Annotated in this window: 12 protein-coding genes; 10 read left to right on the plus strand and 2 right to left on the minus strand. The window is 69.5% G+C overall.

The genetic code is table 11. The features are described 5' to 3' along the window. The 7 genes from ABZ477_RS15180 to ABZ477_RS15210 all read left to right on the plus strand — a co-directional run bounded on the left by ABZ477_RS15180 (position 1) and on the right by ABZ477_RS15210 (position 7,010). Complete coding sequence (locus ABZ477_RS15180; protein WP_360134764.1) at positions 1-471, plus strand: ribose-5-phosphate isomerase; 471 nt, start codon at positions 1-3, stop codon at positions 469-471. After that, positions 471-1,361 carry a triose-phosphate isomerase family protein gene (locus tag ABZ477_RS15185; RefSeq protein ID WP_360134767.1) on the plus strand — a complete coding sequence of 297 codons (891 nt, stop codon included), beginning with the start codon at positions 471-473 and terminating at the stop codon, positions 1,359-1,361. The genes ABZ477_RS15180 and ABZ477_RS15185 overlap by 1 nt, the downstream gene beginning before the upstream one ends. Continuing rightward, positions 1,358-2,152: a TIM barrel protein gene (locus ABZ477_RS15190; RefSeq protein WP_360134770.1), complete on the plus strand. Its 795-nt coding sequence runs from the start codon at positions 1,358-1,360 to the stop codon at positions 2,150-2,152. Before ABZ477_RS15185 ends, ABZ477_RS15190 begins: the two co-directional genes overlap by 4 nt. Next, positions 2,149-3,012 (plus strand): phosphogluconate dehydrogenase C-terminal domain-containing protein, encoded by an 864-nt coding sequence (locus ABZ477_RS15195; protein WP_360134773.1) that lies wholly within the window; start codon positions 2,149-2,151, stop codon positions 3,010-3,012. The genes ABZ477_RS15190 and ABZ477_RS15195 overlap by 4 nt, the downstream gene beginning before the upstream one ends. 68 nt (positions 3,013-3,080) lie before the next feature. Beyond that, on the plus strand, positions 3,081-3,836 hold the full coding sequence (locus tag ABZ477_RS15200; RefSeq protein WP_360134776.1) for an SDR family NAD(P)-dependent oxidoreductase: 756 nt from the start codon (positions 3,081-3,083) through the stop codon (positions 3,834-3,836). Positions 3,837-3,868: 32 nt separating this feature from the next. After that, the gene (locus ABZ477_RS15205; RefSeq protein WP_360134779.1) at positions 3,869-5,596 is read left to right on the plus strand and encodes a hypothetical protein; all 1,728 of its coding nucleotides are present in this window, start codon (positions 3,869-3,871) and stop codon (positions 5,594-5,596) included. Between the two features lie 148 nt (positions 5,597-5,744). After that, positions 5,745-7,010: a trehalase family glycosidase gene (locus tag ABZ477_RS15210; RefSeq protein WP_360134782.1), complete on the plus strand. Its 1,266-nt coding sequence runs from the start codon at positions 5,745-5,747 to the stop codon at positions 7,008-7,010. 287 nt (positions 7,011-7,297) lie between these two features. Here the strand turns inward: ABZ477_RS15210 and ABZ477_RS15215 are convergent, their stop codons facing one another. Further along, positions 7,298-8,314 (minus strand): substrate-binding domain-containing protein, encoded by a 1,017-nt coding sequence (locus tag ABZ477_RS15215; protein WP_360134785.1) that lies wholly within the window; start codon positions 8,312-8,314, stop codon positions 7,298-7,300. A 248-nt stretch (positions 8,315-8,562) separates the two neighbouring features. Between ABZ477_RS15215 and ABZ477_RS15220 the strand changes: the two genes are divergently transcribed. The 3 genes from ABZ477_RS15220 (at position 8,563) to ABZ477_RS15230 (ending at position 11,786) form a co-directional block, all read left to right on the plus strand. After that, complete coding sequence (locus ABZ477_RS15220) at positions 8,563-9,879, plus strand: extracellular solute-binding protein (protein ID WP_360134788.1); 1,317 nt, start codon at positions 8,563-8,565, stop codon at positions 9,877-9,879. A gap of 97 nt (positions 9,880-9,976) precedes the next feature. After that, entirely contained in the window at positions 9,977-10,858 is an 882-nt protein-coding gene (locus ABZ477_RS15225) for a sugar ABC transporter permease (protein ID WP_360134791.1), read from the plus strand. A gap of 13 nt (positions 10,859-10,871) precedes the next feature. Further along, entirely contained in the window at positions 10,872-11,786 is a 915-nt protein-coding gene (locus ABZ477_RS15230; protein ID WP_360134794.1) for a carbohydrate ABC transporter permease, read from the plus strand. Positions 11,787-12,315: 529 nt separating this feature from the next. Here the strand turns inward: ABZ477_RS15230 and ABZ477_RS15235 are convergent. Continuing rightward, positions 12,316-13,146, minus strand: coding sequence for an NAD(P)-dependent oxidoreductase (locus ABZ477_RS15235; RefSeq protein ID WP_360134797.1), 831 nt, complete (start codon positions 13,144-13,146; stop codon positions 12,316-12,318). Positions 13,147-13,239 lie beyond the last annotated feature (93 nt).

Genomic DNA, 13,239 nt, shown 5'->3' on the forward strand with positions numbered 1-13,239 from the left:
ATGGCTGAACCCCTCCGCATCGTCGTCGGCTGCGACGACGCCGGATACGAGTACAAGGAGGCCCTGAAGAAGGACCTCGAGAACAACCCCGGCGTCGCCGAGGTGTTCGATGTCGGCGTCGGCGCCGACGGCCACACCCCCTACCCCAAGGTCGCGATCGAGGCGGCGCAGCGCGTCGCCGCCGGCGAGGCAGACCGCGCCCTGCTCATCTGCGGGACGGGCCTGGGCGTCGCGATCAGTGCGAACAAGGTGCCCGGCATCCGCGCCGTCACCGCGCACGACTCCTTCTCCGTCGAGCGCAGCGTGCTCTCCAACGACGCCCAGGTGCTCACCATGGGCCAGCGCGTCGTCGGCCTCGAACTGGCCCGGCGCCTCGTCCGCGAGTGGCTCACGTACCGGTTCGACCCCGCCTCGGCGTCCGCCGCCAAGGTCGCCGCGATCAGCGAATACGAGACCACGGGATCCTGCTGATGCCGAAAGCCACAGTCGGAGTCAGCCTGAAGACCTACTTCGGTCACGCTCAGGCTGCCCAGTGGTGCGCGCGCGTCGCCGAGCGCGTGCGCACGCACCCGGCCGTGGCCTCCGGCGACGTCGAGGTCTTCGTCATCCCCACCTACCTCGGCATCCTCCCCGCCCTGGACGCGTTCGCCGGCACTCCGGTGCGCGTCGGCGCGCAGGACGTCTCAGCGTTCGAACCCGGTGCGTACACCGGGGAAGTGTCCGCCGCCGAGCTCGCCGAGACCGGGGTGCGGGTCGCCGAAGTCGGGCACGCCGAACGGCGCCGCCTATTCGGCGAGACCGACGAGGTCGTCGCCGCCAAGACCGCCGCGGCGCTGCGGCACAGGATCACCCCCGTGCTGTGCGTCGGCGAGACCGCGCGCCTGGAAATCACGGACGACGCGCCCGCCCCACTCGGCGCCCTCGCCGCCGCGGCGGCCACCGTCGCGCAGCTGCACACCGACCTCGAAGGCGCGCCCGCCGGGCCGGTCATCGTCGCGTACGAGCCGGTCTGGGCGATCGGGGCACCCGAGCCCGCCCCCGTCGAGCACATCGTCACGGTCGCCCGTGCGCTCCGCGACGCGCTCGACCTGCTCCCCGACCGCGACGGCAGCACCGTCATCTACGGCGGCTCCGCCGGTCCGGGCCTGCTGACCGAGCTCGGCGACGCCATCGACGGGCTCTTCCTCGGCCGCTTCGCCCACGACATCGACAACCTCCTCGCCGTCCTCGACGAGGCCGCGGCGCATGCCGCGCGGGATGATTCGGCGAGACTGCGATGGGGCACCGAGACTGCGCCCGACACCCGCAGTCTGGGGGCCCCGATGCAGTCTCGCGATCAGGGCGGGGGGGTGGGCGTGTGATCGGCCTCGGCACCTACGCCTTCTTCTGGCAGCATTCCGACCGCTCGCCGGAGCCGCTGTCGCTGCGTGGAGCGTTCGAGGCGACGCGCGCGATGGACATCGACCTCTTCCAGATCTGCGACTTCGCGCCGCTGGACGCGATGTCGGATGCCGAGATCGCGGAGGCCGCCGCGGCGGGGCGCGACCTCGGACTCACGATCCAGCTCGGCACGAAGGGCGTCGAGCCCGCGCGCCTCGAGCGCTACCTGGGCCTCGCGGCGGCGTTCGACGCGCAACTCGTCCGCAGCATGCTCTACGGCCCCGAGTCGCGGCCCACGCTCACCGAGGCATCCGTCTGGCTGCGCGAAGCGCTCCCCGCCTACGAGTCCGCCGGAGTCACGCTCGCCCTCGAGACGTATGAGCAGGTCGCGACCGCCGATCTCGTGGGGCTCGTCGAGTCGTTCGGCAGCCGGCAGCTCGGCATCTGCCTCGATCCCGCGAACGTCGTCGCGCGCCTCGAGCTGCCCCGCGACTGCGTGGAGCTGACCGCCGACCTCGTCGCGAACGTCCACGTCAAGGACTTCGCCTTCGCCCGCCAGCCCGGCTGGGTCGGCTTCACGTACAGCGGCGCCCGCATGGGCGACGGCCTGCACGACTACGCGCACCTGCTGGAGACCGTGCGTCCGCGCGAGCGCGGCATCGACGAGATCGTCGAGCACTGGCTGCCCTGGCAGGGCGACCCCGAGACCACCATCCGAACCGAGCGGGAATGGACCCGCGCCACCGTCGAACACCTGAGGAGCACATCATGAGCACCACGACAGAGACCTACAAGATCGCCGTTGTCGGCGCCGGCGGGAAGATGGGGATGCGCGTCTCCAACAACCTCGTCAAGACCGACCACGACGTCACCTACGTCGAGAACTCCCCGGCCGGCCGGCAGCGCACGCTCGACGCGGGCCGCGAGCTGACGGATGCCGCGACCGCCGTCGCCGACGCCGACATCGTCGTCCTGGCCGTCCCCGACCTGGCCCTCGGTCCCGTCACTGCCGACCTCGTGCCGCAGCTGAAGTCCGGCGCGATCGTCCTGACGCTGGACCCGGCCGCCGCCTACGCGGGCCTGCTCACGACGCGCGACGACGTCATCCAGGCCGTCGCGCACCCGTGCCACCCGTCGGTGTTCCTCGAGCGGACGACGAAGGAGGAGTGGGCCGACACGTTCGGCGGCATCGCGGCCCCGCAGGACGCGATCGCGGCCGTCGAGAGCGACGACCCCGCGCACAAGGCCATCGTCGAGGCGACGGTCCGCGCGATCTACGCGCCCGTCATCGACGTGCACTTCGTCACGATCAAGCAGCTCGCGCAGCTCGAGCCGACCCTCGTCGAGACCGTCGCGTGCATGATCGGCGCCCTCCTCAACGAGGCCCTCGAGGAGGCCATCAACACGATGGGCGTCCCGGAGGCGGCCGCGCGCAGCATCCTGTACGGCCACACGCAGGTGGCGCTCGCGAACGGCCTGCGCGGCGACAACCCGTTCTCGGACGCCTGCCTCATCGCGATGGACTACGGACGCGAGAGCATCATCAAGGAAGACTGGAAGAAGATCTTCCGCGACGACGAGCTCGACAAGAACCTCGCGCGGATGCTCCACCTCGACCACATCGAGCGCTGACGCCGCGCGAGCGGCATCGACGACCGACACTGACGCCGCGCGAGCGGCATCCGGAAGGGCATTCGACCATGGGACAGCTTGAGGGCAAGACCGCGCTCATCACGGGTGCGGCGCTGGGGATCGGCCTCGCCGTCGCGCAGCGCTTCGCCCGCGAGGGGGCGCGCGTCATCCTCGCCGACCGCAACGGCGAGGGCGCGGCGAAGGCAGCCGCCGACATCGGCGACAGCGCACGCGCCGTGACGATGGACATCTCGGACGAGGATGCTGTCGCCGCGGCCTTCGCCGAGGTCGAGGCGGACGGCTGGGCGCCGGACGTCGTCGTCGCCAACGCCGGCGTGCAGCTGTTCGGCCAGGACGCCCCGGCCGGCGACCTCGACCTCGACGTGTGGCGCCGGACGATCGACATCAACCTGACGGGTACGTTCCTCACCGTCAAGCACGCCGTCCGCTCGATGGTCCCGCGCGGCGGCGGCTCGATCATCCTGACCGGCAGCCCCACAGGGGTGAACGGCGAGGGGAAGGACTTCACGGCGTACAGCACGTCGAAGGCCGGCATCCACGGCCTCGGACGGACTGTCGCGGCGGCATATGCCTCGAAGGGCATCCGCGTCAACACGGTGCAGCCCGCCTACACCGAGACCCCGCTCGTCGCAGCGATCAGCGAGGACCCCGAGTCACGCGCCGCGATCATCGGCCGCATCCCGATCGGTCGCGCCGGAACCCCCGACGACGTCGCGGGGATCATGGTCTACCTCGCCAGCGACGACGGCTCGTTCGCGACGGGGGCGCTGTTCCAGGTCGACGGCGGGATGACCTCGCTCTAGCAGACCCGCCGCGCAGGCAGAGGAAGGAATCGATGACCGACGCCTGGCATGCATCGCACAGCCCGTCCCGCTTCTGGCGGGGCGGGCACTGGGCGCTCGAGCTGCGCGACGACGAGCTCGCCGACCTTTCGTACGACGGGCGGACGGTGCTGCGCAGCATCCGGGCCGTCGTGCGCGACCGCGACTGGAATACGGCCGGCTGGGTCGTCGAGCAGGTCGCCGAGTCCGACTCCATACTCGAACTCGTCCTGCACACGGCGGGGTACGGCGCCGAGCTGCGCGGCACCGTTCGCGTCGACGCGACCGACGACCTCCTCGTCGTGAGCTTCGACGCCGTGTCGACGACGGCGTTCGAGACGAACCGCACGGGCCTCGTCGTGCTGCACCCGCCGCAGCTCGCCGGCGCGGCGCTGACGATCGCGCACAGCGACGGATCCGTGGAGGAGTCGTCGTTCCCGCAGGCGATCAGCCCGCACCAGCCCGCCTTCGACATCGCGGGGCTCGCGTGGGCGCACGACGGCCTCGACGTCGACGTGCGCTTCATGGGCGACGTCTTCGAGATGGAGGACCAGCGCAACTGGACGGATGCCTCGTACAAGACGTACAGCCGTCCGCTCTCGCTCCCCTTCCCCTACCCGCTCGCGCCGGGCGAGCACGTGCGGCAGTCGATCGCCGTGCGCGTGTCGCCGGGCGTCGACGCCGCGCCCGCACCGGATCCCGACCGCCTCGTGCTCTCCGACGCCGGCACCGCGTTCCCCGCGCTCGTGGTCGGAGCCTCCAGCGCCCCCGATCCGGCTCCCGCGTTCGAGCCCCTCGCCGAGACGCTCCTCCTCGAAGTCGACCTCGCCGCGCCGAACCGGCACGCGGCGCTGGGCCGGGGCGCGGCATCCGGTCGCCCGCTGGACGTCCGACTCGTCGTCGATCCGGCCGCCCCCGAGACGCTCGACGGGTTCGTCGCCCTGCTCGCGGACCTGCCCGTCGTTCGGCTGGGCGCGTTCGATCCCGTGACCCACGTCACCGATGAGCCCATCGCCGCCGCGCTCCGCGCGGCCGTCGCGCGCGCCGGCCTCGATCTGCCGCTCGTGGGCGGCGCGCGATCGCACTTCACCGAGCTCAACCGCGAGCAGCACCGCCTCGCGGACGAACTCGACGGCATCGTGTTCAGCGTCACGCCGCTCTTCCACAGCCTGACGACGGAGCAGCTCGTCGAGTCGGTCGCGATGCAGCGCCTCGTCGCGGAGCAGGCGGTCGCGATCGCCGGCGGAGTGCCCGTCCACGTCGGGCCCGTCACGCTCCGCCCCCGCTTCAACGACGTCGCGACCGTGCGACCGCCCCTCCCGCCCGACACCGACCTCGCTCGCGGCTACGGCCCGCACCACGCCGACGCCGACGACGCGAGACAGGATGCCGTGCAGCTGGCCGCCTGGACCGTCGCGAGCGCCGCAGCCCTGGCTGTGCCCGGCGTCGCGAGCATCGCATACTTCGAGGAATCGGGCCCGCGCGGCGCCGTCGACTCCTCGGGCGCGGAGCGGCCGGTCGCGGGCGCTCTGCGTGCTCTCTCCCGGCTCGCCGGCGGCCGCCTCGTGAGCGGGCAGAGCCCGGACGGCCGCGTGTGGGCTGTCGGAGCCGAGTCGTCCGGCGAGCTGCCGGTCCTCGTCGCGAACCTGGACACGACGGCGCGGGAGCTGACCCTCGTCGTCGACGGCGCCGAGCTGACAGCATCCGTCCCCGCCGAGGGCTGGACCACCGTGAACACCTGACCGGATCCCCGGTCGTTGAGCGAGCGAAGCGAGACGAAACGCGTCAGCCGCGCGCAAGGCGTTTCGTCTCGTCGCTTCGCTCCTCGCTCAACGACCGGCAGGAGGACCACTCCACACCCCACGACCGAACACCCCCACAGGAGCAACGATGCACGAACGCTGGGCCCGCCTTCTCGAGGCCTACATCCACGAGAGCGCGCAGGAGATGACGCGCGAGCCGGAGGGGATCCTCGCGCACCCGTACACGGTGCCGTCGAGCCCCGGATCGCCGTACTACTCCAGCGCCCTGTGGGACTGGGACTCGTGGACCATCAGCATCGCGCTCGGGCAGGTCGAGGCCGACACGGAGCAGGCGGGCCGGTTCTTCGCGTACGAGAGCGGCAGCATCCTGAACTTCCTCGATCACACCGACGAGGACGGCGTCATGCCGATCCAGCTGAGCCCCACGGGGTCGCTCACGCACGGCGATGCGGGCCGCGCCGGCGGGTTCGCGCAGAACATGCACAAGCCCGTCCTCGCGCAGCACGCGGCCCTGCTCGTGCAGCGACGCGGCGACATCGAGTGGGTCCGGCCGCACCTCGGCACGATCGGCCGATTCCTCGACCGGTATCTCGAGAGCCACGTCCACGCCGAGACGGGGCTCGCGTACTGGCAGACCGACTTCGCGGTCGGCGTCGACAACGATCCGTCGGTGTACTACCGGCCCGACAAGAGCACGGCATCCATCTACCTCAACAGCCTGCTGTACCGCGAGCTGCTCGCGTACGGGTACCTGCTCGAACTGTCCGGCGACGCGCCGGCCGCCAACGTCGCGCGTGGCAAGGCGCAGGACCTCGTCGACGCCCTCAACCGCTTCGCGTGGGACGAGCGCGACGGCACCTTCTACAGCGTCGACCTCGGCCTGCGCGCGATCGACCCCGAGGACTGGCTGCACCGCGGTGCGCCGCGCCGGTGGTCGTCGATCCCGCTGCGCGTCGACAACTGGTCGAGCTTCCTGCCGCTGTGGGCGGGCTTCGCGTCGCAGGAGCAGGCCGAGCGCATGGTCGAGCGGTATCGCGACACGCGGACGTTCTCGGCGAATTACGGCATCCGCACGCTGTCGCGCCTCGAGAAGATGTACGACCTGCGCGCCTCGAACAACCCGTCCAACTGGCTCGGACCGATCTGGGGCATCAGCAACTACCTCGTGTTCCGCGGGCTTCTGAAGTACGGATTCGCGGAGGACGCGGCCGAGCTCGCCGAGAAGACCGTGCGCCTGTTCGGCCGCGATCTCGAGATCAACGGGTCGCTGCACGAGTACTACCACCCCGACAGCGGCGAGCCGATCATCACGCACGGCTTCCAGAACTGGAACTTCCTCGTGCTCAACATGATCGCCCACCTCGAGGGCCGCAAGACAGTCGCCGAGTTCTGACGTCGCGGGGCCTGCGGGTGTCTCGCTCGCGGCATCCGCGCCACAACGTCACGGATCGCCACATCGTCACACCCTGCGCCCCCGGATCCGTGTGACATTGCGGTTATCTGCGACGCTGTGGCGGGCGGGATGCTGTCGCCCGGCCGCGCCCGAAGCCGTCGAACGCACGCCGGGGAGCAGCATCCCGAACCACAACGTCGCAGATATTCACAATGTCGCACCCGACACCGCGGATCCCTGTGACATTGCGGTTATCTGCGACGCTGTGGCGGGCGGGATGCTGTCGCTCAGCCGCGCCCGAAGCCCTCGGTGCTCGCGCGCACGATGAGATCGGGCGAGAAGATGCGGTGCGGCTCGTCGATCTCGCGGCGCTCGATGACGTCGAACAGGAGGTCGACGACGGCGACGCCGTAGCCGTCGTGGCGTCCGCGGACACTCGTGAGCGGGATCACGGAGCCTTCGGCGAAGGCCGTGTCGTCGTAGCCGATGATCGCGAGGTCTTCGGGGACGCGCACTCCGCCGAGCACCATGACCTGCAGGATGCCGAGGGCGAGCAGGTCGTTGACGGCGAAGATTCCGTCCGGTCGCAGCTCGGGCGGCCGCGCCATGAGCGCCGTGCCCACGTCCCTGCCGCCGCGGACGCTGCGGTCGGTCTCGTCGATGAACTCGAGTGTCGCGTCCCCCGCCTCGCGGACGACCTCGCTGAGACCCGCGAAGCGGTCGGCGATCTGCGGGAGGCTCATGGGGCCTCCGACGACGGCGAGGCGGCGGCATCCGATCTCGAGGAGATGGCGACCCGCCTGACGGCCGCCCGACACGTCGTCGATCGACACGGAGGGCTGCTCCGACGACACGGCGCGCTGGCCGACGAGCACCGACGGGGTCCCGCGGCGGCGGACGCTCGCGAGCCGGTCCTCGATCGGGCCGTCCGACGACACGAGCAGGCCGAGCACCTGGTGCTGCTCGAACGTCGCGAGGTAGTCGTCCTCGCGTTCGCGGCTGCGGTGCGAGTTGGCGAGGAAGACCGAGACTCCGCGCTCGGTCGCGCGTCGCTCGACGCTCTCGGCGATCTCGGCGAAGTAGGGGTTGCTGACGTTGGGCGAGATGTAGCCGATGACGCTGCTCACGCCGAGGCGCAGCTGCCGACCGGCGTTGCTCGGCACGAAACCGATCTGGTCGATCGCCGCCTGGATGCGCTGGGCCTTGTCGGCCGAGACGCGGTCGGGGTGGTTGAGGTAGTTCGAGACCGTGCCGACCGCCACGCCGGCGATCTCGGCGACACCACGGATGCCCGTCTTGGTCATCGCACCGCCCTTCCCGAATCGCGCGGCGACGCTGCCCGGCGATTGAACAGCACTGTACCGGCGTGAACACCCATCGACGCTCCGCCCCGGAACGCCGCGTCACGACTCTCGCACGTGCCGTCCGGAACCGGCCATCGCCGTTACGCTATTGTGACGTTTCAAAGACTCTTGACACCACGGTTCCGCGGTGCCTACGATCACTCTTGAAACGTCTCAAAGATGGCGTCCCCACTTTTCAAGGAGGAAATGTGTTCACAGCAGAACGACGGCGTCTGCGGAAGCCGGTGGTCGGCACGGCGATGCTGCTGGGCGCGAGCGCGCTCATCCTCGCCGGATGCGCGGGCGGCGGTTCCGGCGGCGGCGGTGACGAGCCGACGAGCTTCGAGTTCCTCAAGAACGCCGAGAACACGACGACCGAGCCCGTCCTGCAGGCGCTCGCCGACGGTGAGTGCACCGATCAGAACGAGGCGCTGCCGCTCGAGGTGAGCTCGATCCCGCAGGCCGAGCTCGACGCCCAGATCCAGCTCCTCGCGACGCAGGACGGCCTTCCCCCGATGTTCTCGGCCGGCGGCAACCCGGCGGAGGGTGCGAAGCTCGCCGACAACGGCTACCTCGTCGACTTCGACGAGGCCCTCACCGAGCTCGGCGTCCGCGACAAGATCGCGGAGGGCGCTGTCTCGACGATCAAGAAGCTCTACGGCGGCGGCTTCACGTTCCTGCCGTACCAGTACAACATCGAGGGGATCTTCTACAACAAGGAGATCTTCGAGGAGAACGGCTGGGACGTCCCCGAGACGTGGGACGACCTCCTGACGATCGCCGCGGAGGCCAAGGCCGCCGGTCTCACGCCGTTCGCGGCATCCGGTGAGCAGGGCTGGCCGCTCACTCGCCTCATCAGCGGCTACCTGTTCCGCACGCTCGGCGCCGACGCCCTCCAGAAGGTCGCCGACGGCGAGGCCAAGCTCACCGACCCCGAGTACGTCGAGGCCGCCGCGGCGATCGCCGACCTCGGCGCGCAGGGCTACTTCGGCGACAACGTCGCGTCGCTGGACTACGACGCCGCGAGCAACGAGTTCCTGACGGGCAACGCCGCCATGATCTACATGGGCAGCTGGCTCCTCGGCAACATCAACGGCGACGGCAACCAGATCGGCGCCGACAACGTCGGATTCTTCAAGTACCCGGCCGTCGAGGGCGGCGCGGGCTCGATCGACGAGTACCCGTCCAACGTCGGCCTGCCGGCGACGTTCAACGCCGCGACCTACTCGGCCGACAACGGTGTGGGCGACTGGCTGAAGTGCATCGCCGAGAACTACGGCAACGAGGCGCTCAAGCTGGGCCAGATCACGGGCTTCATCGCAGACGAAGAAGTCGAGCTGCCCGCCATCTCGCAGACGATCGCCGACGAGATCGCCGGGGCGACCGACAGCGTGCTGTGGTTCGAGGCTCTGTTCAACGCCAAGGCGAGCAGCGTCTCCTCGACCAACGCCGCCCTCCTTGTGACGGGCCAGCTGACCCCGGAGGAGTTCATGACGCTCGTCCAGGACGCGCTCGACGAAGGCTGATCCCCATGCGCCCCGGTGCACCTGGATTCAGGTGCACCGGGGCGCGATCCTGTAATCGGCGCTCGCCCGCCATCCCGCCATCCGAAAGGCTGCCCGCATGAAGTCCGTCCTGGGCGACCGCAAGGCGATCACGCTCCTGCTGACGCCGGCTCTGCTGGTCTACACGCTCATCATCCTGATCCCCGTCGCGTGGTCGTTCGGCCTGACGTTCTTCACAGGGAGCGTCCTGACGGGCTTCGAGTTCACGGGACTCAAGAACTTCGAGCGACTGTTCAGCGACCCCTACGTGTGGGACGCGTTCTGGTTCACGATCAAGTACGCGTTCCTCATGACGGTGCTGCAGGTCGTGCTCGGCTACGGCCTGGCGCTGCTGTACCAGTTCGTGCTGCGCAAGTCCTCGGTCGTCGTCCGCACATTCGTGTTCTTCCCCGTCGTGCTGCCGACCGTCGCGATCGCGATCCTGTACCAGAAGCTGTTCCAGTCCGCCCCGACCGACGGCCTCGTGAACGAGCTGCTCGTCAACGTCGGGCTCTCGGGCGTCGACTGGCTCGGATCGGGCGAGACGGCGTTCATCGTCATCGTCATCATGGACGTCTGGCGCTCGGTGGGGTTCTACGGCGTCCTGATCTTCTCGGGGCTGCTCGACATCCCGGACGACATCATCGAGTCGGCGCGCATCGACGGCGCCAAGACCTTCAAGCTCTTCCGCCACATCATCCTGCCGATGTCGTTGCCGATCCTCTTCGCATCGTTCATCTTCAGCATCAACGGCACGATCAAGGTGTTCGACTCGGTCTTCGCCCTCACCGGCGGCGGGCCGGGCAACTCGACGACACCCCTCACGCTGTACATGTACCGGACGGCGTTCCAGTTCAGCGACTTCGGCTACGGCTCGACGATCGCCCTGCTGCTGACGATCATGTGCCTGCTCGTGACCCTGCTCATCTTCCGCTCGTCGCGACGCGACAACACCGTCTGAGGGAGCGACAGCCATGACCACGACCATCGATCCGCAGACCACCGCGGTCCACACACCCCGCGCGTTCGAGCCGCACCAGCGCGGTCCCCTCGGGAGACTGCGCCACGCACTGCGCCGCGTCCCCGCGTGGCTCACGATCGCGTTCCTCCTGCTCGTGACGATCTATCCGCTGTTCTGGATGGTCATCAACTCGCTGAAGTCCAACGCGGACTTCCTGAGCAATCCCTCGTACGCCTTCCCCGAGGAGTGGCACTGGGAGAACTACGTCATCGCGTGGGACACGGGCAACCTCTCGACGACGATCACGAACTCGCTCATCGTCACGATCCCGTCGCTCGTGTTCATCGTCCTGCTCGGGACGGCCGCGGGCTTCGCCCTCGAGATCCTGCTGTTCAAGGGCCGCGCGACGATCCTCCTGCTGTTCCTGGCCGGCATCATGATCCCCGGACAGATGATCGTGCTGCCGCTGTTCAACACGTTCTTCCAGCTCGGGATCAACAACTCGTACTGGCCGATGATCCTGATCTACACAGCATCCGGTCTGCCGCTGACGGTCTTCATGATGGCGACGTACTTCCGTGCCATCCCCCGCGAGATCTTCGAGGCCGCGACGATCGACGGCGCCTCGATGACGCGCTCGTTCTTCTCGATCGGCTTCCCGATGATGCGCAACGCCGTCATCACGGTCGCGATCGTGCAGTTCTTCCTCATCTGGAACGACCTGCTCATCGCCCTGATCTTCGGCGGCAAGCGCAGCCTCAACACGATCCAGGTCGGCCTGCTCAACTTCTCCGGCGAGTACGGCGCGATCAACTACGGGCCGCTGTTCGCGGCGATCTGCATCACGACCTTCGGCATCCTGATCCTGTACCTCTTCCTCAACCAGCGGATCATGAAGGGCCTCGCCGCCGGCGCCGTCAAGGGCTGACGCCTCCCCGGCCTCAGCGCCGAGCACCCCGCATCCCGCGCATCACCGGCCGCGCCACAACGTCACAGAAAACCACACCGCAGCACCGACACGCCGCCACCGGGCGTGACGAAGTGGCGATCGGCGACACTGTGGCGGGCCGGATGCTGTCACCCGCGCCAGCGCCGAGCGCCCAGCATCCCAGCCGCCCTCGAGGACCCGCCCTTGAGCGCCAGCCCTCCCGCCGCCACACCGTCACAGAAAACCGCACCGCAACATCGACACGCCGCCACCGGGCGTGACGAAGCGGCGATCGGCGACACTGTGGCGGGCCGGATGCTGTCACCCGGCGCCCACGCCGAGCGCCCAGCATCCCAGCCGCCCTCGAGGACCCGCCCTTGAGCGCCAGCCCTCCCGCCGCCACACCGTCACAGAAAACCACACCGCAACACCGACACGCCGCCACCGAGTGTGACGAAGCGGCGATCTGCGACATTTCGGCGGGATGCTGTCACCCGGGCCCGCAACGGCCGCGCAAGAGTCCGCGGGGTCAGCGCCAGTCGTGGCGGGCGGTGAAGCCGAGCTGCGCGCGGAGCTTGCGGGTCGAGACGAGGGACTCGAACTCGCCGAGGTCGTCGGCGACGGGGGTTCCGGGGAACCACCGCGCGGCGAGCTCGCGGGACGGGATCGACAGTCCCGACTCGGGGGCTGCGACGTTGTACACCTCGAAGCCGAGGCGGGCCGCCTCGAGCGCGAGGGCGACAGCCTCGGCGCCGTCGCGGGCGTCGATCCAGGTGCCGATGAGGTCGCGGCGGTAGTCCGGGTCTGCGGCCCGCTCAAACGTCTCATACTCGTCGGCTCCGACGACGTTGGTGAAGCGCAGGGCGGTGATCGAGGCATCCGGATGCCACGTCACCAGCTGGCCCGACAGCGCCTCCTCGACGACCTTGCCGAGGCCGTACGTGTTGTTGGCCTGCGTATAGGACTCGTCGACGGGCAGCGACGGCGGGGCGATGTCGAAGGGGAAGCCCATCGCCGTGATGCTCGAGGCCGCCACGATCGTGCGGATGCCGACGCGATGCGCGGCGAACAGGACGTGGAACGTGACGCTCACGTTGTTGTCGAAGGTCGTGACGTCCGGCACGAGCCCGTTGACCGGCAGGGCTGCGAGATGCACGAGGGCATCGAGCCCGTCGTGCCGCGCCGTGACGCCGAGGAAGGCGTCGAGCGTCTGCCCGTAGTCGGTGAAGTCGACACGGACGAACCCCGGGCCGGGGGTGCCGACGAGGTCGAACCCGACCACCTCGTGCCCGCGCTCGCGCAGGGCGGACACGGTCGCGCGGCCCAGCTTTCCGCCGCTTCCCGTCACGCCGATGATCATGGGTGCCTCCGAGTCCGCCACCGTAGCGCGCTGACCGCGCCCGCCGCACTTTTTGAAACGTCACAACATCGTTGTCGCCGTCATTACGCATCG

Origin of the sequence: Microbacterium sp. NPDC019599, from assembly GCF_040632175.1 — a bacterium.
In the GTDB taxonomy this organism is placed as follows: Bacteria; Actinomycetota; Actinomycetes; order Actinomycetales; family Microbacteriaceae; genus Microbacterium.

What these genes read in the sequence shown, in the direction of transcription:
- ABZ477_RS15180 (WP_360134764.1), top strand. Translation starts at nt 1, where the DNA reads ATGGCTGAACCCCTCCGCATCGTCGTCGGCTGCGACGACGCCGGATAC.
- ABZ477_RS15185 (WP_360134767.1), top strand. Translation starts at nt 471, where the DNA reads ATGCCGAAAGCCACAGTCGGAGTCAGCCTGAAGACCTACTTCGGTCAC.
- ABZ477_RS15195 (WP_360134773.1), top strand. Translation starts at nt 2,149, where the DNA reads ATGAGCACCACGACAGAGACCTACAAGATCGCCGTTGTCGGCGCCGGC.
- ABZ477_RS15200 (WP_360134776.1), top strand. Translation starts at nt 3,081, where the DNA reads ATGGGACAGCTTGAGGGCAAGACCGCGCTCATCACGGGTGCGGCGCTG.
- ABZ477_RS15205 (WP_360134779.1), top strand. Translation starts at nt 3,869, where the DNA reads ATGACCGACGCCTGGCATGCATCGCACAGCCCGTCCCGCTTCTGGCGG.
- ABZ477_RS15210 (WP_360134782.1), top strand. Translation starts at nt 5,745, where the DNA reads ATGCACGAACGCTGGGCCCGCCTTCTCGAGGCCTACATCCACGAGAGC.
- ABZ477_RS15215 (WP_360134785.1), bottom strand. Translation starts at nt 8,314, where the DNA reads ATGACCAAGACGGGCATCCGTGGTGTCGCCGAGATCGCCGGCGTGGCG.
- ABZ477_RS15225 (WP_360134791.1), top strand. Translation starts at nt 9,977, where the DNA reads ATGAAGTCCGTCCTGGGCGACCGCAAGGCGATCACGCTCCTGCTGACG.
- ABZ477_RS15230 (WP_360134794.1), top strand. Translation starts at nt 10,872, where the DNA reads ATGACCACGACCATCGATCCGCAGACCACCGCGGTCCACACACCCCGC.
- ABZ477_RS15235 (WP_360134797.1), bottom strand. Translation starts at nt 13,146, where the DNA reads ATGATCATCGGCGTGACGGGAAGCGGCGGAAAGCTGGGCCGCGCGACC.